This window comes from Winogradskyella sp. 3972H.M.0a.05, assembly GCF_040493455.1.
GTDB lineage: Bacteria > Bacteroidota > Bacteroidia > Flavobacteriales > Flavobacteriaceae > Microcosmobacter.
The window spans coordinates 635,927-656,751 of sequence record NZ_JANFDA010000001.1; the positions used below are offsets into that span (position 1 = coordinate 635,927).

The window sequence follows — 20,825 nt, forward strand, 5'->3', positions numbered from 1 at the left end:
ATATAAATAATTCTAGCATAAATCAATGAAAATTTCATTAAAATTATGCACGCATAATAAAATTATAACAAAAAAGGTATGAATAAATTACTTTATTGGCAAAAGTTACCGAAAAATGTAATAGAATTTTAAGATTATTCTACTGTAACAGATTTGGCTAAATTCCTTGGCTGGTCTACATTTTTATCGAGCATCACTGCAATGTGATAAGAGAGTAGTTGTAATGGAATTGTAGTCAATAAAGGTGTTAATGATTCGAGAGTTTCTGGGACTTCAATAACATGGTCAGCCAGTTTTTTAACACTCACATCGCCTTCAGTAACGATACCAATAATCTTACCAGATCTAGACTTAATTTCTTCAATATTACTTACAACTTTATCGTAGTGTCCTTTTCGTGTTGCAATGACAACGATTGGCATGTTTTCATCAATAAGTGCAATAGGACCGTGCTTCATTTCAGCTGCAGGATATCCTTCCGCATGTATGTATGAAATCTCCTTAAGTTTAAGTGCACCTTCTAATGCTACTGGGAAGTTATAACCACGACCTAAGTAAAGGAAGTTACGGGCATCTTTATATATATCTGAAATCATTTGAACATGAGCATCAGACTTTAACGCTGTTTCAACTTTTTCAGGGATTAATGACAGTTCTTCTAAATGACTTTGATATGCTGATTGTGTAATCGTGCCTTTTTCTTTAGCTAACTTTAAAGCGATAAGTGTTAATACAGTGATTTGAGTAGTAAACGCTTTTGTAGAGGCTACACCAATCTCTGGACCTGCATGGGTGTAAGCACCTGCATCTGTTTCTCTAGCAATAGAAGAGCCTACCACGTTACAAACACCAAATACAAATGCACCTCTAGATTTTGCAAGTTTAATGGCTGCTAATGTATCTGCTGTTTCACCAGATTGAGAAATGGCAATGACCACATCACCTTTATTTATAACTGGGTTACGATATCTAAACTCTGAAGCATATTCAACTTCTACAGGAATACGTGCAAGGTCTTCAAAAATATATTCAGAAACTAACCCTGCATGCCAGGACGTACCACAAGCCACAACAATGATGCGATTGGCTTTAAGGAATTTGTCAAGATTATCATCAATACCTGCCATTTTTATAATGCCAGATTTCACCCTAAGTCTTCCTCTATATGTATCTTTAATAGCGCTTGGCTGTTCATAAATCTCTTTAAGCATGAAATGATCATACCCACCTTTTTCAATTTGCTCTAAGTTGATTTGGAGTTCTTGAACATAAGGATCTACCAGAGTGTCACTTTTTATTTTGCGAATCTTTACATCCTTACCTCTTCTTATGATAGCCATTTGTTCATCTTCAAGATAGATGGCATTCTTGGTGTATTCAATAAATGGTGAAGCATCACTAGCTACAAAAAACTCATCATCACCAATTCCGATTGCTAATGGACTTCCCAATCTTGCTACCACAATTTCATTAGGCTTTGTTTTATCGAATACAGCAATAGCATAAGCTCCTACAACTTGGTTTAACGCTATCTGAACTGCTTTGCCAAGTTTGGTGTCTTCGTTTTTCTTTACATCTTCTATGAGATTTACCAATACTTCTGTATCTGTATCAGAAGTGAAGGAATATCCTCGCTTAGTAAGCTCAGTTCTTAATGATTCATAATTTTCTATAATTCCATTATGAATGATTACCAGATTCCCAGAATTTGAATAATGTGGATGCGAGTTAATGTCGTTAGGAACACCATGTGTTGCCCACCTTGTGTGGCCAATACCTAAGGAGCCCTCTGTGGTAATTTCCTGAGATACTCTAGACTCTAAATCGGAAACTTTTCCCTTCGTTTTAGAAAGTTTTATATCATTTCCATCAAATAATGCAATTCCTGCACTGTCATAACCACGATACTCTAGACGCTTTAGCCCTTTCATTATGATTGGATAGGCTTCTCTATGTCCTATATAACCAACGATACCACACATAAAATTTTAGTTTTCTGGTTCGGTGTAAAAGATTTCTAAAAATACTCTTTTATTTTCATTAGGATGAGCACTTCCGCCTAAAACTGTTCCACGATGAGATAATATAGAACTTATTGGAGCATTTTCTATTGTTGTCTCTGGAGTCAATTGTACGTCTGGTTGTACAAACTCTCCTTCTAAATTAACGTTATTGGATACTGATAACCCAAGTTTTACATTGGTGGAATCATTTGTCAACAGGTTAACTATGTGTTGAGTGATATTAAACTTATACACTTTTTCTTCCTGTCCTTGTTCATTTTCAATGGTTTGTAACTGACCCAAATGCTCGGTTCTAGAATCGAAAGGAGATATAGAGTTTGTAATATCAAAACTGTAATCTAATAAAGATATGTTGTTCTCAGCATCATATAGATAAAGCCTAGTATTCTCTTCAGCAAGATCGAAAGTTTCATCTAGTTTCACTACTAGATTGGCTTCATTAATTAATCGTTTTCTACTAACGTAATTCCCCTCTTCATCAACATTAACGAATTGAGATTTGAAAGTTTCAAAAATATTATCATCTAGAGGATCTTCATCGACATCTGTACCTCCAAATAGTTTGATTTCTGCAATAGAACCTTGCCCTCCTTTAAGGAACAGGTTTTGATCGCCATTGGTTTCATCACCATCTTGCACCACAAATGAAGGATTACTTTCTATAAAAGTAGCTTTGTTGCCACTAAAATTGAGAACATATGTTACTTCGTCTCTATCTGCGCCTTCAGTGAATGGAGCTCTGGTATAGTATAATGTTACATTAGCACTGGTGGATCCAAAGTTTAGTAGCATTAAATTTCCATTGCCAGCTTGAGACTCTGCTTTGAAATAAAGCCCTCTAAAGTAGTTGTTGAAGTTATTAGAGTTGCTCAATTCAGGTTGTCCCTCCATGTCTAGGATTTTCTGCTGCCAAAACTCCTTTTCTAGTTTCACTCTAAGAGATGGCGTAAGTGTTGAGGTAACATTACCATCAACATCTGTTAATTGAATTATAGAACTGTTTGGAGTGAAAAAATTTAAATCCACATTACTATCTACAGAAGTCACTATAGGTGTGCCTTCAAGAGCAGTAGAAGAAATAGGATCTGTTTCAGAACTAGATTGATTTGAAAAATAACCCTGAGGATCATCAAACGTAGAATTTGGATCGAAATCTCTTAAGAAATAATTGTTCTCATAAATACTGAGCTTAATTGGGAATAGTGGATTATAAACAGAATCCAAAATAAAAACAGGATTTCCGTCCTCATCTACACCATCATTAGTAGCAAAGTAAGGAATAGTTAATACTACTGAATCTAACTCAACTTCATCACCAAAATCTGGGTCAATTAAAGAACTGCTAAGTTGAGTAACAAAGCTATACGTAGTACTTCCGTATACAGGATCATTATAGAAACCTAATGGATTAATAGGCATCGTATTTGTCTGTGCAGGGCCTAATTTTTTTGTGTAAGCAATAACGTCGTCTCTATAGACTGCTCGTTCTGTATTGAAATTTGAAGCGTTACCACTATTAATAATATCTGAATCCAAACTTGCAAAATCCTTATCGCAAGCAATAAATGTTGTAATTATAAACCCAATTGCAACAACATATTTAAAGGCAATTTTCATGTTCATCTTTTTTACCTAAAATGTTTAACCTAAAACCTCGTTTTTATAAAACTCTGTGTAAGGTTCCATAAACTCTTCAATAGAATGATATTCTAAAACAGGTTTGTCTGAATTTGCGAGGTAAGTGACTAATTCTTCTGGTAATTCACTCGATCCTTTTATCAAAGCATCAGAATAGTCGATAGCTACCTTCATTAAATTATTATAATTCGCTGTTTCTAAGACCTCAATAGCATTATCATCGATATTATCGAAACGAACCTTATTAATCATGTTTTTATCTAACGAACCATTAAAGCTTTGATTGTATACTGAGGTTACAATTTTACTATCTGTGAATAAAGGTTCGTCCTTATAGTATTCTTTAAGGTAAAGTGGCAGCAACGAAGCTAACCAACCATTTACATGAATAATATCTGGAGCCCAGTTTAGTTTCTTTACAGTTTCGATAACACCTTTAGCAAAGAATATGGCACGTTCATCATTGTCTGGGAACAGGTTGCCATCCTCATCTGTTAGTGTAGCTTTTCTTTTGAAGTATTCTTCGTTGTCTATAAAATAAACCTGAATACGTTCTTTTGGAATTGATGCAACTTTAATAATAAGTGGCATATCTAAGTCATTAATAACTAGATTAATTCCAGAAAGTCTTATAACCTCATGAAGCTGGTGACGACGTTCATTAATGTTTCCAAATCTTGGCATAAATATTCGTATCTGACCGCCTTGTTTGTTTACCATTTTTGGAGCCTCAAAGGACATTGAGGAAATCTCTGTTTCCGGTAAATAAGGAACCACCTCGGACGACACATACAATATTCGTTTATCTTTCATACAGCTAGGCTTTGATTTTAGAATAAAAAACAGGCAAAAGTACAAAATTTTATGCAGATTGGCTGTAAAATCTTAAGTTTGCTAGCTGTTAATTTTTTGTTATATAATGAAAGTCTTTCAAGATAAAAATGAATTAATCCGTTTAGTAGGAAGGCTAAAGGAGAACAATAATTCCATTGGTTTTGTGCCGACAATGGGTGCTTTGCACGATGGACACCTATCTTTAATAAAAGAGGGCTTTCATAAAAACACTCATGTAGTTGTCAGCATTTTTGTGAACCCTACTCAATTTGATAATGCTGAAGATCTAAAGAAATATCCTAGAACATTAGAGCGCGATGTTACATTATTAAAGACAGTTTCAAAAGACAAAATCATAGTATATGCACCAACCGTAGATGATATCTATGGTGACGATGTTGCTTCAGAGCACTTTAAGTTTTCGGGCTTAGAACATGAGATGGAAGGAAGATTCAGAAAAGGACATTTTGATGGTGTAGGAACCATTGTGAAACGTTTGTTCGAAATCATAAAACCAGATTTTGCGTACTTTGGAGAGAAGGATTTTCAGCAGTTACAGATCGTTAAAAAACTTGTAGAAAACTATGATATTCCCGTTAAAGTCATTGGTTGCAAAATACATAGAGAGAATGATGGTCTCGCCATGAGTTCGAGAAATGAACGATTGAAGCCAGAATATAGAAAAGCCGCACCCTTTATCTATAAAACCCTAAAAGCTGCTAAAACAAAATTTGGTTCGAAAAGTGCCACTAAGGTGACGAAATGGGTCGAAGATGAGTTTGCAAAACACAACTTATTAGAACTAGAATACTTCATAATAGCAGACGAAAAAACCTTAAAACCTATCAAAAGAAAGTCTAAAACAAAATCTTACAGAGCGTTTATTGCAGCATATGCAGACGATATACGACTTATCGATAATATCGCTTTAAAATAATTATCTTTGCCTCATGCAAATTCAAGTTGTAAAATCCAAGATTCACCGTGTAAAAGTTACAGGTGCAGATCTTAATTATATAGGAAGCATTACCATAGACGAGGACCTTATGGATGCTGCTAATATCATTCAGGGAGAAAGAGTTCAAGTTGTGAATAATGATAATGGTGAGCGCCTGGAAACTTACGCTATTCCAGGGCCTAGAAACTCTGGAGAAATCACATTAAATGGTGCCGCAGCAAGAAAAGTGTCTAAAGGAGATACATTGATCCTTATGACGTATGCGTTTATGGATATTGAAGAAGCAAAAACATTTAAGCCTTCAGTAGTTTTTCCAGATGAGGCTACAAACTTATTAAAGTAACTTTTGAAATTATTGAAGAAAATATTAAAAATAGCACTCCCAATTTTGTTGGGAGTTTTTTTAGTATGGTATTCTTTGTCAAAAGTACCACTATCAACAATCCTGGAATATTGGCAAAATGCAGATAAAAAATGGGTGGTTATTGGTGTGTGTTTTGGTGTTTTAAGCCATTTGTCAAGAGCCTACAGATGGCCATTCATGCTAGAACCTTTAGGATATAAGATTAAGTTTCCGAATAGTTTCATGGCTGTAATGGCTACGTATCTTATTAACTACACTATTCCAAGAGCGGGAGAAGTAGCAAGAGCTACAATCTTAACCAATTATGAAAACGTCCCTTTTGAAAAAGGATTTGGTACCATAGTTTCAGAACGAATTGCAGATATGCTAGTTATGGTATTGATTATCGTTATTGCGTTATTTCTGCAATTCGACTTTATCTATCAATTTTTTGCAGAGCGATTCAACCCGACTATAATAGGTATAGGGCTAGCCGCATTAGCATTGGCAGCTCTCGTTTTTATCAGGTTTATAAAAACAGGAAAATCTAAATTGGCAATTAAAGTTAAAAAGTTTGTCAATGGTCTTATAGAAGGCGCTGTTTCTATTTTTAAGATGAAACAGAAATGGGCTTTCATTTTTCATACTTTGTTTATCTGGATTATGTATTTAGCCATGTTCTATTCTGCAAGCTTGGCAATACCAGGCTTAGAAGACGTTTCCTTAGGCGCAATTCTTATTGGGTTTATTTCTGCTTCATTTAGTATAGCAGCGACCAATGGAGGTATTGGTTCATTTCCAGCAGCAGTATTCGCTGCATTTTCAATATTTGGGATAGCAAAAGACCCTAGCTTTGCATTTGGCTGGATAATGTGGGCGTCTCAAACATTGATGATCATTATTCTCGGGGGAACTTCACTATTATATTTACCTATTTATAATAGAAAGAACAAGATTGCTAAGGAATAATTTTTTAAATTGCCTTGACATTCAATCTTACCAAAATGAGAAACCTTATCACCTTGCTTTTGGTTTGTGTTATGACCCAAACTCTATCTGCGCAAGCAATTTATAAAGAAATTGATTCAGACAAACTAGGCGAAAAGCGAAAAATAAAAATCCAACTCCCTAGAAACTATGATGCTAAAGATGCCTATGGCTATCCTCTAGTAGTGATTTTGGACGGCGATTATTTGTTCGATCCTGTTGCTGGAAATATAGATTACCAAGCCTATTGGGAAGATGTGCCAGACTGCATACTTGTCGGAATCAAGCAAAGCGATACTCGCGAAGATGATTTTGTCTATGACGACCTAAATCTATTACCAACAGAAACCGGAGACCAATTTTATCAATTTGTAGAGAAAGAACTTCTCGCTTTCATAGAGAAAAACTACAATACCTCAGGGTTTAGAATTATTATAGGTCATGAACAAGGTGCAAATTTTGTGAACTATTTTCTGTTTAAACCAAGTCCAGTTTTTAGCGCATATATAGCCCTCAGTCCAGAAATTATCCCAGAACTGGCAGATAAGCTGCAAGAAAAACTAACTAATGTAACTAAAGATACGTTCTATTATTTGGCTACAGCAGACGAAGATATAGCTATGCTCAGAAACGATATTGAAGCCTGTAACCTCAAGCTCTCTACTGTAGAAAACGAAAAGTTTCACTATAAGTATGATAAATTTACAGATGCTAACCACTATTCTTTGGTAGGACGAGGAATACCCAAAGCATTGAATAGTATATTTTACCTCTACAAGCCAATTACCAGAAAAGAGTACACAGAAAAAGTACTCACTTTTGAAGGTTCTCCCTATGAGTATTTAATGAAGAAATATCAAGATGTAGAAAACATCTATGGATTTAAAAAGTTAGTTTCAGAGAATGACCTTAGAGCCATTGCTTCCGCTTCTAAAAAGAAAGATGATATAGAATCATTAAAAAACCTATCTGCATTAGCTGGGAAGTCATTCCCAGAATCTATGATTAGGCCATTTTATTCAGCAATGTACTACGAAATGAATGGGGAACTACAAAGAGCACTAAAAACATACCAATCAGGATTAATGTTGAAGCCATCTCAGTATATCGATAAAGAGATGATGCTAGAAAAAATTTATGGTCTTAAAGAAGAACTTAAGAATTAACCTAAGCAACCGATTAAATCAGTTAATCATGAAAAAGACAATAGCCTCTATCATCATATGTTTTTTATGCTTTTCTATAAACGCGCAAGTCATCTATGAAGACATTGAGTCGATTAAAACAAATACGACCCGACAACTAAAAATCAAATTACCCAAGGGTTATGACGAAGAATCCCAGCTAAAGCATCCATTGATTATTGTTTTTGATGGCGATTATCTATTTGAGCCAGTTGTAGGGCAAGTAGAATTTCAAACCTATTTTGACGATATGCCAAGCTCTATAATAGTTGGTATTATGCAAGGCAAAGATCGATTTTACGATTCCTATGTTGATGAAGCCACGGGATTACCATACGAATCTGGTATGGAATTTTATGAGTTTGTAGAGACCGAGTTAATACCATATATAGATGGGAAGTATAATACAGGTAATTTTAGAGTTGTTGTAGGTCACAATGCTATGGGAAGTTTCGCAAATGCATTTATCATGAAACCAAATCCTTTGTTTCAAGCCTATGTAAACTTGAGTCCTGATTTTAGAGGAAATATTAGTGAAAGCTTGGCGGCGAGATTAGCATGGATGGAAAACGACTTCTTCTATTATATGGCAACTAGCGATAATGATATACGACCAATACGAGACGGTGTTTTGCAAGCCAATCAAATGCTTCAAGAGGTTAATAATGACAAAATTACCTACTACTTCGATGACTTTGATAACGAATCGCACTACACCTTAGTAACTAGCGGTATTACTAGAGCGTTCGATAAAATTTTCAATCTTTATAAACCATTAAATGATAAGGAAATCAAAGAAAAAGTTGTGCCATACGAAGGTACCTTAGATAAATACCTTATTGAACGCTACAAAGGCATTAATGAGATGTTTGGAGTGGACAAACCAATACCTTTAGAAGAGTTCGAAAAAGTTGCAAAAGTAGCAGAAGAACGCAAAGATATTGAGTCGTTTAAAGGCTTGGCTGCCTTAGCCAAAAAGCAGGACCCAGAATCTATGTTAGGGCCTTATTATTCTGGAGTTTATTCTGAAAAAAATGGCAAAAAAGCGAGAGCGTTGAAGAACTATGAAGAAGCTTTAAAGCTTAATGAAGAAGGGCATATTACAGTAGACTTCATCATGACTAAAATTGAAGGCTTAGAAAATTTAATTATGGAGGAAGAAGAGCAAGAGATTGCGGAGAAAGAGAAGAAGCGCGCAGAGAAGGAAGCCGAAAAAGCGAAAAAAAGAGATGATAAAGAGCTGAAGCAATTAGAAAAAGAACTTAAAAAGATAGAAGAAGAAGAAAAAAAGGCAAAAGAGAAAAAGAAGAAAGAAGAAGAGGAGGAGAATGAGGAAAATAATGAAGAGAATAATTAGACAATAAATGGCTAAAGTAAAAACTACCTTTTTTTGTCAAAATTGTGGCAGCCAATATGCAAAATGGCAGGGACAATGTACTACTTGTAAAGAATGGAACACCATAGTTGAAGAGGTTGTCCAAAAAGCAGAAAAAAACGATTGGAAATCATCTACTTCAAATTCTAAGCGTGTTTCAAAACCATTGTTAATCAATGAAATCGATTCCACAAAAGAGACTCGACTACAAACCTCAGATTCAGAATTCAATCGTGTACTTGGCGGAGGAATAGTACAAGGGTCGTTGACATTGCTTGGAGGCGAACCAGGAATAGGAAAAAGTACGCTACTGCTTCAAATTGCTTTAAAACTACCCTATAAGACACTTTATATTTCTGGAGAAGAAAGTCAGAAGCAAATAAAAATGCGCGCCGAACGCATTAACCCAAACAATAGTAATTGCTATATCCTTACCGAAACCAAAACGCAAAACATTTTCAAACAAATTGAAGCCATTGAGCCCGATATTGTGGTAGTAGATTCAATTCAAACGTTGCATAGCGATTATATAGAATCTTCAGCAGGAAGCATTTCGCAAATCAAAGAATGTGCTTCCGAATTGATGAAGTTTTCCAAAGAAACCAATACACCAGTGATACTAATTGGGCATATTACTAAGGATGGACATATCGCAGGACCAAAGATATTGGAGCATATGGTCGATACTGTACTTCAGTTTGAAGGTGATCGTAACCATGTTTTTAGAATTCTTAGAGCCAATAAAAACCGATTTGGGTCTACCAATGAACTAGGCATCTATGAGATGCAAGGTTCAGGCTTACGAGAAGTCGTAAACCCAAGCGAAGTATTGATTTCCAAAAAGGACGAAGCATTATCTGGTAATGCCATTGCAGTAACTCTAGAAGGTATGCGGCCATTGCTTATCGAAGTACAAGCATTAGTGAGTACAGCAGTATATGGAACTCCGCAAAGGAGTGCCACAGGATTTAATGCCAAACGACTCAATATGCTATTAGCTGTTCTAGAAAAACGAGCTGGTTTTCGTCTCGGAGCAAAAGATGTCTTTTTAAACATCACAGGAGGCATTACGGTCGATGATCCAGCAATTGATTTGGCTGTAGTTGCTGCGATTTTATCATCCAATGAAGATGAACCATTGCAAAGTGACATATGTTTTGCAGGCGAAGTAGGATTATCTGGAGAAATCCGTCCTGTACAACGTGTAGAGCAACGTATTTTAGAAGCAGAAAAGCTAGGATATGCAACCATATTTGTATCTAAATACAATACCATTTCATTAAAAAACACATCAATAAAAGTTCAAAAAATCTCTAAGATTGAAGATGTGGTAGGCTTTTTAGTCTAAGATTGGTCATTTATAGGTGTTTTGTCCATTTTGTCGATTATAAATTATCTAATTAGTTGATAATCAATTTTATATTATCGGATATTTTTCCCTTTCATCGATTTTTTTTACAATAATCACTGTATTAATGCCGATTATCGAGGATATTTTAATTACTGTGGTTCTCGGAGTAGTTTTACCTCATATTAATTAGTCCCCTTTACATTTATTATAAAATCCTGCTTATGAGAACAACACTACTCTCAATGTTGTTTGTTCTTTTTACAGTAATAGTTAAAGGACAAACATTTACAACGGTACAAGACGGTAACTGGACAAGCGCATCCACATGGGATGCTAATGGTGTTCCTCCATCTAACTTATCGAATGATGTTGTTAATATCAATCATAGAGTTACAAGAAGTGCTACGTTAAAACTTCAAGGAAATAATACCCTGAATGTAAACCACATTCTTAGATTGGATTCAGGTTCTATTGAGATTGAAGAAACTACAGATGTTGTTAATATCGACTTTGGTTTAATAATTACAGTTAATGGTAACGTTCTCAATAAAAAAGGAACCGTTAACTTCAATTACGGACGTATCCAAATGTGTAATGATGGTTATAAGGATGAAAGTAGTAGCCCGCAAGGAACATTTGGTATAGGAAGTATTTTTTCTCAAAACGGAAATATAGAAGATTCAAATTCTGGTAACTATAGTAGTAACATCGAATGGTGTACAATAGATGGTAATGGTGTTAATATGCCTATTTCAGAAAATTGCTCATTAGTAGACCCTCCAGGGGCTTCGTGTGATGACGAGGTATCATATCTTACTGTGATTTGTAGTTTAGACCCTACTGATACAGATGGCGATGGTGTTTCTAATGTATGTGATATTGATGATGATAACGATGGTGTTACTGATGAAGATGAATTAAATGGTCTTTCGACAAGAGATACAGATGGTGATGGATTGATAGATTCACTTGATATCGATTCAGATAATGATGGTATTCCAGATAATGTTGAAGCCCAATTGACTATAGGATATATCGCTCCTACTGGAGCTGTAGATACTGGAAAAGGAATGCTATTAGTCTACGGAAGTGGATTAACTCCTGTGGATACAGATGATGATGGGATTAATGATATTATAGATTTAGACTCAGATGCCGACGGAATTCCGGATATTCAAGAAAACGGAATGGCAAACTCTACACTTGGTGTAGATACAGATTCCGATGGATTAGACAATGCTTTTGAAGGGTCTAACCTTAATGATGGACAAGATCCTAATGATGAAATTAGTAATCCTTCATCTTCAATTTTACCAGATGCTGACGGTGATGTTAATACAGGTGGAGACCTAGATTACAGAGATTTATTCGATACTAACCCAGCTGCAAATGCTTTATTGGATTTTGATGGTATAGACGATTATTTATCTACAGATTCATTCATAGAAGGAACAGGGATTGTCACTATAATGGCATGGGTAAAAATCGATAATGCTAACAGTGGTGTAACAACTATTGCTGGTGAAGATAGAGGCTGTAAGCTATGGCTTAAAGATGGTGAATTACCGAGATTCTCCATTATGGTAGAAGGTAATCCTATGCGATCTGTATCTTCTGCGGCTTTACCAAGAAACGAATGGCACCATATCGCAGGAACATATTCTAATGTTACTGGAGTGATGAATATATACATTGATGGTAAGCTAAAAGGAACTTACAATTCTGGAGTTACAGGAAAAAACATCATAACTACTGGGCTTAGTACAAGCAAGTTTGAAGTAGGCCGTACTTCCAGAGCTTCAGCAGATAGAGAATATTTTAAGGGTGCTATTGATGAAGTTAGAGTATTTGATGTTGTGCTTACAGAAGACCAGATTCAACGCATGGTATATCAAGAGATTGAAAACAATTCAGGTAATGTAAGAGGGTCAGTTATCGATAAAGATATTATCGATATGGACACGCAGAGTACAATATCTTGGAACAACCTGATTGCTTACTACCCAATGCGTGATATAAAGAATAATACAACTTCAGATTACTCAAGTTATGGTAAGCAGATGAGGTTGTATCACATTACAACAGTTCAAGAGCAAACTGCACCAATGCCATACATTGCAGATTCTAATGGAAACTGGACAAACGAAAACACATGGTTGCATGGTAATGTTTGGGATATAGAAGATGTAAGTAGTAATAAAGATTGGAGTATCGTACAAATTAGTGGAAACGTTACCACGTCTAACTCTCACAAAAACCTAGGTCTAATCATTGATAACAACAAAAAACTGACTGTTTCTAATGATAATCAGGTTAATAATAGTTGGTATTTAGAACTAAACGGAACTCTAGATTTAGAAGATGATTCTCAATTAATTCAAACTGAAAATAGTGACTTAGTGACGTCAACATCTGGAAAGATATTGCGTCGTCAAGAAGGAAATACAAGTGTATATTGGTATAACTATTGGTCTTCACCAGTTGGAACACAGGCAGCTACTACTTTGACCAATAACAACGCCTCTAGTAACAATGCAAACAATACTACTTTTGCACTAAACATGCTAAAAGAAGGCAACGGAAGTAATGTGCAATTTACTGCCGAGCATGATGAAGTTGGAAAAATCAGTACACGATGGACCTATACTTACATTAACGGACTAACCTATTTCGATTGGTTCCGCATTAACTCTTTGACCACTTTAGACCCAGGTGTTGGGTATACTCAGAAAGGAACAGGAAACGCAGGTAGCGAGCAACAATACATTTTTGAAGGAAAGCCAAACAATGGAACTATTTTAGTGAGCGTTACAGATGCTGCACCAGGTTCAGAGTTTGGTGTGTCAAAAACAGATTTCCTATTAGGTAATCCATATCCTTCAGCTTTAGACATTCATCAGTTTATAGATGACAATGCAGGAATAATTGATGGTACATTACAACTATGGCAACAATGGAGTGGATCGTCTCACAACTTGGACGAATATGACGGAGGCTATGCCCAAGTAAACAAACTAGGATCAGTAAGAGCATATCAGTTCGTAGGAATTGAAGGTGCTAACAATGGTTCACAAGATGGAACTAAAACACCAACAAAATACCTTCCTGTTGGACAAGGTTTCATGACAGAAATTGTAGCTTCTGGTAATATAGAATTCAATAACTCGCAACGTGTGTTCATCAAAGAAGCAGATGCTAACGGTAACTACAATAATGGTTCAGTGTTCTTTAGAACTAGCGAAGAAAGTGAAGCAACTACTTCGGCAGACGAAACAGATAATGAAAATGAAGAAGAAGTAGAAGAAGGTCCATTGATGAAGAAGATTCGTTTAGAGTTTACCTCAGTTGATGGTCCTCAAACTAGAAGAGAATTACTATTAGGGTTTAGCGAGTTTACCACTGACGAATACGATTATGGTTACGATGCGAAAAATGCAGATGACAATGCTGACGATCTTAGTACAGTATTAGATGGTCAGAAGATGCTTATGCAAGCTTATTCAGATATTACACCTGATAAAGTGGTGCCACTAGTGCTTAATGCATCTGGAGACTATTCTTATGAATTGAAAATAACAGAACTAGAGAACATAGCACAAGACCAAAAGATATATCTTAAAGATAACCTTACAGGAATCTATTACGATTTGAGCAGTCAAGGATGTAGTTTTAGTTCAGAAGCAGGAGAATTTGATTCTAGATTCGAAATCGTATTCCAATCAGAAGAAGATAGCTTAGGTATTGAGGAGTCTGAATATGAGTACAATTTGATTTACTATAGTAATCAAACAGATCAGTTGTTTGTTAAAGACCTTACTCAGGCTGTAGATAAATTAATGCTGATCAATATTCAAGGGCAAATCGTACAACAATACGACAACCTTTCAGCTCAGGCATTAGATAATGGTATTCAAATATCTGGCTTAAGTACAGGAACTTATATCGTTTACTTTACTACCGATAATAGAACCAAGACAAAGAAAATCATAATTAATTAAGACATTGATGATAGCAATGTTGGTGAGTTTACTAAGCTAAACTCACCAACATATTTTTAATTATTACCACTTCTAAGTAATAATTCCCTCAATAAGGCTATTTGCTTAGTGTTAAAAGCAAACAAATTCCGTCAAAATTCATAATTTTGCACTCTTGTTAAAAACGAGTGTGATATGAGCCAAAAGTTCCCTGAATATAAAGGACTTAACTTGCCAAAAGTAGCAGAAGAGATTCTAAGCTATTGGCAAGAGAATAATATCTTCGAAAAAAGTGTAAGCACTAGAGAAGGAAAGGAGCCATTTGTATTTTTTGAAGGGCCACCTTCAGCAAATGGATTACCGGGTGTACACCACGTCTTGGCACGTGCCATTAAGGATATATTTCCACGATACAAAACCATGAAAGGGTTTCAGGTAAAACGTAAAGCTGGCTGGGATACTCATGGTCTCCCTGTTGAGCTTGGAGTGGAGAAAGAGCTAGGAATTACCAAAGAAGATATTGGCAAAAAGATTTCCGTAGAAGAATACAACGAAGCCTGTAAAAAGGCGGTAATGCGCTACACAGGCATCTGGAACGACCTTACCCAGAAAATGGGATATTGGGTAGATATGGACGATCCGTACATTACCTATAAATCCAAATATATGGAATCGGTTTGGTGGTTGCTCAAGCAAATCTATGATAAGGATTTGTTGTACAAAGGCTACACCATCCAACCCTATTCTCCAAAAGCTGGAACAGGTTTAAGTAATAACGAATTAAACCAGCCAGGAACCTATCAGGACGTTACAGACACGACTGTAGTTGCACAGTTCAAAGCTATAGAAGATACCTTGCCTGAGTTTCTTCAAAATGAAGGTACAATCTATTTCTTGGCGTGGACGACAACACCTTGGACTTTGCCAAGTAATACAGCATTAACCGTTGGGAAAAAGATTGACTATGTTTTAGTTGAAACCTACAACCAGTATACATTCGAACCAATGAATGTGGTTTTAGCCAAAAACCTAGTTGGAAAACAATTCTCAGGAAAGTATGTTGAGGTTGAAGCGAAATCAGACCTATTGGCTTATACGTCTGGAGATAAAAAGATACCATTTTATGTGGTTAAAGAATTCAAAGGAAAAGATTTAGTTGGTATTAAATACGAACAATTATTGCCTTATGCCTTGCCAAATGATAATCCAGAAAATGCATTCAGAGTTATTACTGGAGATTTTGTAACCACTGAAGATGGTACCGGAATTGTACATACTGCACCAACCTTTGGAGCCGATGATGCCTTGGTAGCGAAGCAAGCCAAACCAGAAGTGCCACCAATGTTGGTAAAAGATAATGACGATAATTTAGTGCCTTTGGTAGATCTTCAAGGACGCTTTAGACCAGAAATGGGAGAATTTGCAGGGAAGTATGTAAAGAATGAATATTACGACGATGGAGAAGCTCCTGAAAAATCTGTAGATGTCGAATTGGCAATCAAACTAAAAACAGAAAACAAAGCCTTTAAGGTTGAAAAATATAAACACAGCTATCCTAACTGCTGGAGAACAGATAAACCAATTCTTTACTATCCTTTAGATTCGTGGTTTATCAAAGTGACAGACGTTGGAGAAAGAATGTATGAGCTAAACACTACCATCAATTGGAAACCAAAATCTACAGGAGAAGGACGTTTTGGGAACTGGTTGGCAAATGCCAATGACTGGAACCTGTCTCGTTCACGATTTTGGGGAATTCCGTTACCAATCTGGAGAACAGAAGATGGTAAGGAGGCTAAATGTATTGGCTCTATTGAAGAACTTAAAGCTGAAATGCTTAAAGCAGTAGAAGCAGGTTTGATGGATGAAGATATCTTCAAGGATTTTGAAGTAGGGAACATGTCTGAAAGCAACTACGATACTGTAGACCTTCATAAAAATGTTGTTGATAAAATCGTTTTAGTTTCAGAAACAGGGAAGCCAATGTATCGTGAGAGTGACCTTATAGACGTGTGGTTCGATTCAGGAAGTATGCCTTATGCTCAATGGCATTATCCTTTTGAAAATAAAGAGCTAATAGATAACAACAAGTCTTTCCCAGCCGATTTTATTGCAGAAGGTGTAGACCAAACAAGAGGTTGGTTCTATACACTGCATGCTATTGGAACAATGGTTTTTGATTCAGTAGCTTACAAAAATGTTGTGTCTAACGGATTGGTACTAGACAAAAACGGTCAGAAAATGTCTAAGCGTTTAGGCAATGCAGTTGATCCGTTTTACACTTTAAACAAATATGGGTCAGATGCCACGCGTTGGTATATGATCGCGAATGCGAATCCTTGGGATAATCTCAAGTTTTCATGGGAAAAACCAGATGAAGAAAAGGGTGAAGACTTTGAAGAGTTTTCTCCTGGAATTGAAGAAGTTCAAAGAAAATTCTTTGGAACATTATATAACACCTATTCATTCTTCAGTCTGTATACAAATCTCGATGGATTTAACTATTCCGAAGATGATATAGCCATTGAAGACCGACCAGAGCTTGACCGTTGGATACTTTCAGAACTTCATACACTAATTAATAAAGTAGATAAGTTCTATGCAGAGTACGAGCCTACAAGAGCTGCAAGAGCTATTTCGGACTTTACTCAAGATTACTTAAGTAATTGGTATGTAAGATTAAGTAGAAGACGCTTCTGGAAAGGCGATTACCAAACAGACAAAATCTCGGCTTACCAGACACTTTATACCTGTATGGTAACAATAGCTAAATTGGGAGCGCCAATCGCCCCTTTCTTTATGGACAGGCTCTATCTAGATTTAATGTCTGTGACCAATAAAGAAAACTTCGAAAGTGTTCATTTATCCGAGTTCCCTAAGTATGACGAACGTTTTGTAGATAAAGTTCTGGAGCGTAAGATGGAGAATGCCCAAACAATATCTTCATTGGTATTATCGTTAAGGGCTAAGGAAAAAATAAAAGTGCGTCAGCCACTACAAAAAATAATGATTCCTGTTGATTCTGAATCACAAAAGCAAGAAATAGAAGCGGTTTCAGGATTGATAAAACATGAAGTTAATGTTAAAGAGATTGAGCTTTTGAGCGATGCATCAGACATTTTGGTGAAGCAAATAAAGCCAAACTTTAAGGTATTAGGGCCAAAATTTGGTAAGGATATGAAGCTTATTGCTGGTGCTGTAAACCAGTTTTCGGCTGAGGATATCAAAAAAATAGAACAAAATGGCGAAATAGCTATTGACATTAACGGGAAAAATATTATTTTAGGAGTTAGTGACGTTGAGATAACATCGCAAGATATAGAAGGATGGCTTGTTGCAAGTGAGGGAGGAATTACAGTTGCTCTAGATGTTACAATCACTGACGATTTACGTAAAGAAGGTATTGCACGTGAGCTCGTAAACCGAATTCAAAATTTACGTAAAGACTCAGGGTTTGAGGTAACAGATAGAATAGACGTAGTACTTCAAAGTAATGATGCCATTGTAAATGCCGTCCATTCTAATATTGATTATATTAAAACAGAAACCTTAACCGAAGAACTGGAAATTATGGACACTGTAAACAATGGTATAGATATAGCTTTCGACGATATCAATACAAAATTGTTTATACAAAAACATTAAGCCTATGTCAGTAGATACAAACAACAGGTACTCAGACAAAGAGTTAGAAGAGTTTAGAGTACTTATACAAGAAAAAATAGATAAAGCAGAGCACGACTTACAATTAATTAAAAGTGCTTATATGAACGATCATAATAATGGTACAGATGATACTTCACCAACGTTTAAAGCGTTCGAAGAGGGAAGTGCTACGATGAGTAAAGAAGCAAATTCTCAATTGGCTATTAGGCAAGAAAAGTTCATAAGAGATCTTAAGAATGCGTTGATCAGAATTGAGAATAAAACGTACGGAATTTGCAGAGTTACAGGAAAACTCATTAATCCTGAACGATTAAAGCTTGTGCCTCATGCTACGCTTAGTATTGAAGCAAAGAATATGCAGAAATAGTTATATAAAGAGTATATAAAAAAAGCCTTGCTAAATCAGCAAGGCTTTTTTTATTAGTTGAAGTTTTCTTGAGAAAACTCTTGGCAGTACTGTTTTATTTCATTTCTGGCCTTTAAGAAAGCATTGTACTTTTCATCTTCGGTACCTTCAACCTTCGAAGGGTCAAAGAAGTTATGATGTAATCGCTTAGCATTTTTACTAGGAATAAAAGGACAGTTTTCATTGGCATGATCACAAACAGTGATAATGTAATTAAAATCAACATCCGAGTATTCATCAACATGATTAGAAGTATGGCTCGTAATATCGATACCATCGTCTTTCATAATCATTACAGCACCTGGATTTAAACCATGCGTTTCAATACCAGCACTATAAACTTTGACACTTCTATTATCTAAAAAATGGTTTAAATACCCATGAGCCATTTGGCTTCTACACGAATTTCCTGTACACAGGACTAATATGTTTTCCATATGCTTGTTATTCTGAATTTAATTCAGAAACTAATTATTAATATTATTTAGCAACAGTTACCATCTGGTGTACAACAAGGCTCACCTTGCATGGCCTCTACAGTCAGAGGTGCCTCAGTTACCCCACAGGCATCTTTTGCCTTACAATCTGTTTTTTCTACGGCTAACTTAACAATAAGATGTTGACCTTGTATGTCGAAATCGTTAACAAATAGTTGCGCTGTATGAAAAGAAGCATTACTATACTCAAACTTTACTTCAGAATCTAGATCATAAGGTTTCATCTTACCTACCTTATTTAGTATACCTAATGCTTTGAGCGTTGTCATATACTCTCTTTTGTCCAACTCTTTAGGGCTTTCCCATAATTGAATAATAGTTTCGTTCCAGGCATCTGTCCTTGCCCCACAATCTACAGAATCTATTTTTATATGTTTTACTTCTGTGATGTGATAATTGGCTCCAACGTACTGGTTTGGAGTGTATTCAAAAACCAGAGATTTGTCTTTGTTGGATTCTAGCAGGTTTAAAAATTCTTGTGTTTTCATGATATTATAGATTAATATGAAATTCTTAGATATTTATTTCTAACAACAATTGGATTTAGTCGTTAAAAAGAATGAGTTCAATAAGTTTTGGAATTCTTCAAAGCGTTCTATATTCAAACAATAGCATTTCTTTTTACCTTCATAGGTGCCTTGCAATAAGCCAGCACCATCAATTACTGAAAGATGTTGAGAAATAGTTGCTTGAGACAGTCCTATTTCCTCGACCAAGTCATTGCAAATACAACCTTCTTGCTCGCTAATATGCTTAAGGATAGCAACTCTAGCAGGGTGTGCAAATACCTTGGCAATGCTTGCGATTTGGTTGATGTTTTCTGTATGAATACTAAACTTTGAAACTCCCATAATGTTTGTTTTATGGTACAAAGATACAATATTATCGTAATATTGCAATATTACGATAATAAAAATTATAAAAAAACCAGAACGTATAGCTCTGGTCTTTATATTTTATAAGGATTTAAACCAATCCTGGAATTGCTCTCCAAGTAAGAAGATTGGCTTTTTCTTTCCGCCAATTGCTCCAACTAAGCTCATAATCCAAAGGATTAGCGTAAGGATCCATGCAAATAAATTTATCACAGGAATGATTCCTAAGATGAAACCTATTATGAATATACCTAACATTTGTCTAATGTAGAATGAGGCGAATTCGGATTTCTTTTCACCACTATTCATAATTAAGGCTATAATCCACCCTATAAGCGTAATATGAGCAATGATGGCTACATTTTTACCATCACTCATCACTTCCTTGGCATCATCAGAAAATTCATTGAACTTTTCTTTTGCGTCGTCGGCGAACTCCGAAGCTTTTTCTTTAGCGTCGCTAGCAAACTCTTTGGCTTTATCAGCGGCATCACTGGCAAACTCACCAGCTTTGTCTGCTGCTTTCTTAGCTCCTTCTTTGGCGTCGCCTAGCATATCATTAAGGTCGTCGCCCAAACTTTTTTCATCTGACATAATAATTGAATTACGATTAGGGTTTTAAAATTACTAAAAAAATTCATTCAGTCTATAACTCAGAACATTATGAATTGTATATTATTAGTATATTTTACTTCAATTATGTTACAGAT

At 35.7% G+C, this 20,825-nt stretch carries 16 protein-coding genes; 9 read left to right on the forward strand and 7 right to left on the reverse strand.

Annotation, left to right across the window (positions count from 1 at the left end):
* Positions 1-134: 134 nt before the first annotated feature.
* Genes glmS through NCE97_RS02855 form a run of 3 tightly spaced genes read right to left on the reverse strand, consistent with a single transcriptional unit; the run spans position 135 to position 4,475 of the window.
* Entirely contained in the window at positions 135-1,982 is a 1,848-nt protein-coding gene (glmS, locus tag NCE97_RS02845) for a glutamine--fructose-6-phosphate transaminase (isomerizing) (RefSeq protein WP_353777349.1), read from the reverse strand.
* A 6-nt stretch (positions 1,983-1,988) separates the two neighbouring features.
* Positions 1,989-3,641: a BamH family beta-barrel-assembly machinery protein gene (bamH, locus tag NCE97_RS02850; protein WP_353777350.1), complete on the reverse strand. Its 1,653-nt coding sequence runs from the start codon at positions 3,639-3,641 to the stop codon at positions 1,989-1,991.
* Positions 3,642-3,665: 24 nt separating this feature from the next.
* The gene (locus NCE97_RS02855; protein WP_353777351.1) at positions 3,666-4,475 is read right to left on the reverse strand and encodes a glycogen/starch synthase; all 810 of its coding nucleotides are present in this window, start codon (positions 4,473-4,475) and stop codon (positions 3,666-3,668) included.
* 106 nt (positions 4,476-4,581) lie between these two features.
* Here NCE97_RS02855 and panC point away from each other — a divergent pair, with 106 nt between their 5' ends.
* From panC to NCE97_RS02900, 9 genes are all read left to right on the forward strand, one after another.
* Positions 4,582-5,433, forward strand: coding sequence for a pantoate--beta-alanine ligase (gene panC / locus NCE97_RS02860; RefSeq protein ID WP_353777352.1), 852 nt, complete (start codon positions 4,582-4,584; stop codon positions 5,431-5,433).
* 13 nt (positions 5,434-5,446) lie between these two features.
* Positions 5,447-5,797, forward strand: a complete 351-nt coding sequence (panD, locus tag NCE97_RS02865; RefSeq protein WP_353777353.1) for an aspartate 1-decarboxylase — start codon at positions 5,447-5,449, stop codon at positions 5,795-5,797.
* A 3-nt stretch (positions 5,798-5,800) separates the two neighbouring features.
* Positions 5,801-6,766, forward strand: coding sequence for a lysylphosphatidylglycerol synthase transmembrane domain-containing protein (locus tag NCE97_RS02870; protein WP_353777354.1), 966 nt, complete (start codon positions 5,801-5,803; stop codon positions 6,764-6,766).
* Between the two features lie 35 nt (positions 6,767-6,801).
* Entirely contained in the window at positions 6,802-7,950 is a 1,149-nt protein-coding gene (locus NCE97_RS02875; protein WP_353777355.1) for an alpha/beta hydrolase, read from the forward strand.
* Positions 7,951-7,978: 28 nt separating this feature from the next.
* Complete coding sequence (locus NCE97_RS02880; protein WP_353777356.1) at positions 7,979-9,325, forward strand: alpha/beta hydrolase; 1,347 nt, start codon at positions 7,979-7,981, stop codon at positions 9,323-9,325.
* 7 nt (positions 9,326-9,332) lie between these two features.
* Entirely contained in the window at positions 9,333-10,691 is a 1,359-nt protein-coding gene (gene radA / locus NCE97_RS02885) for a DNA repair protein RadA (protein WP_353777357.1), read from the forward strand.
* A gap of 224 nt (positions 10,692-10,915) precedes the next feature.
* Positions 10,916-14,692 (forward strand): DUF8693 domain-containing protein, encoded by a 3,777-nt coding sequence (locus NCE97_RS02890; RefSeq protein WP_353777358.1) that lies wholly within the window; start codon positions 10,916-10,918, stop codon positions 14,690-14,692.
* Positions 14,693-14,866: 174 nt separating this feature from the next.
* Positions 14,867-18,316 carry an isoleucine--tRNA ligase gene (gene ileS / locus NCE97_RS02895; RefSeq protein ID WP_353777359.1) on the forward strand — a complete coding sequence of 1,150 codons (3,450 nt, stop codon included), beginning with the start codon at positions 14,867-14,869 and terminating at the stop codon, positions 18,314-18,316.
* 4 nt (positions 18,317-18,320) lie between these two features.
* Entirely contained in the window at positions 18,321-18,704 is a 384-nt protein-coding gene (locus NCE97_RS02900) for a TraR/DksA family transcriptional regulator (RefSeq protein ID WP_353777360.1), read from the forward strand.
* 53 nt (positions 18,705-18,757) lie between these two features.
* Here NCE97_RS02900 and NCE97_RS02905 read toward each other — a convergent pair whose 3' ends face one another.
* The 4 genes from NCE97_RS02905 to NCE97_RS02920 form a co-directional block, all read right to left on the reverse strand.
* Positions 18,758-19,180, reverse strand: a complete 423-nt coding sequence (locus tag NCE97_RS02905; RefSeq protein WP_353777361.1) for an arsenate reductase ArsC — start codon at positions 19,178-19,180, stop codon at positions 18,758-18,760.
* 47 nt (positions 19,181-19,227) lie between these two features.
* Complete coding sequence (locus tag NCE97_RS02910) at positions 19,228-19,728, reverse strand: DUF6428 family protein (RefSeq protein ID WP_353777362.1); 501 nt, start codon at positions 19,726-19,728, stop codon at positions 19,228-19,230.
* Between the two features lie 39 nt (positions 19,729-19,767).
* Positions 19,768-20,091 (reverse strand): ArsR/SmtB family transcription factor, encoded by a 324-nt coding sequence (locus NCE97_RS02915; protein ID WP_353777363.1) that lies wholly within the window; start codon positions 20,089-20,091, stop codon positions 19,768-19,770.
* Positions 20,092-20,196: 105 nt separating this feature from the next.
* The gene (locus NCE97_RS02920) at positions 20,197-20,709 is read right to left on the reverse strand and encodes a YtxH domain-containing protein (protein WP_353777364.1); all 513 of its coding nucleotides are present in this window, start codon (positions 20,707-20,709) and stop codon (positions 20,197-20,199) included.
* Positions 20,710-20,825 lie beyond the last annotated feature (116 nt).

What these genes read in the sequence shown, in the direction of transcription:
- NCE97_RS02920 (WP_353777364.1), bottom strand. Translation starts at nt 20,709, where the DNA reads ATGTCAGATGAAAAAAGTTTGGGCGACGACCTTAATGATATGCTAGGC.
- NCE97_RS02880 (WP_353777356.1), top strand. Translation starts at nt 7,979, where the DNA reads ATGAAAAAGACAATAGCCTCTATCATCATATGTTTTTTATGCTTTTCT.
- panD (WP_353777353.1), top strand. Translation starts at nt 5,447, where the DNA reads ATGCAAATTCAAGTTGTAAAATCCAAGATTCACCGTGTAAAAGTTACA.
- NCE97_RS02905 (WP_353777361.1), bottom strand. Translation starts at nt 19,180, where the DNA reads ATGGAAAACATATTAGTCCTGTGTACAGGAAATTCGTGTAGAAGCCAA.
- ileS (WP_353777359.1), top strand. Translation starts at nt 14,867, where the DNA reads ATGAGCCAAAAGTTCCCTGAATATAAAGGACTTAACTTGCCAAAAGTA.
- radA (WP_353777357.1), top strand. Translation starts at nt 9,333, where the DNA reads ATGGCTAAAGTAAAAACTACCTTTTTTTGTCAAAATTGTGGCAGCCAA.
- panC (WP_353777352.1), top strand. Translation starts at nt 4,582, where the DNA reads ATGAAAGTCTTTCAAGATAAAAATGAATTAATCCGTTTAGTAGGAAGG.
- NCE97_RS02915 (WP_353777363.1), bottom strand. Translation starts at nt 20,091, where the DNA reads ATGGGAGTTTCAAAGTTTAGTATTCATACAGAAAACATCAACCAAATC.
- glmS (WP_353777349.1), bottom strand. Translation starts at nt 1,982, where the DNA reads ATGTGTGGTATCGTTGGTTATATAGGACATAGAGAAGCCTATCCAATC.
- NCE97_RS02890 (WP_353777358.1), top strand. Translation starts at nt 10,916, where the DNA reads ATGAGAACAACACTACTCTCAATGTTGTTTGTTCTTTTTACAGTAATA.
- NCE97_RS02855 (WP_353777351.1), bottom strand. Translation starts at nt 4,475, where the DNA reads ATGAAAGATAAACGAATATTGTATGTGTCGTCCGAGGTGGTTCCTTAT.
- NCE97_RS02900 (WP_353777360.1), top strand. Translation starts at nt 18,321, where the DNA reads ATGTCAGTAGATACAAACAACAGGTACTCAGACAAAGAGTTAGAAGAG.
- NCE97_RS02875 (WP_353777355.1), top strand. Translation starts at nt 6,802, where the DNA reads ATGAGAAACCTTATCACCTTGCTTTTGGTTTGTGTTATGACCCAAACT.
- bamH (WP_353777350.1), bottom strand. Translation starts at nt 3,641, where the DNA reads ATGAAAATTGCCTTTAAATATGTTGTTGCAATTGGGTTTATAATTACA.
- NCE97_RS02910 (WP_353777362.1), bottom strand. Translation starts at nt 19,728, where the DNA reads ATGAAAACACAAGAATTTTTAAACCTGCTAGAATCCAACAAAGACAAA.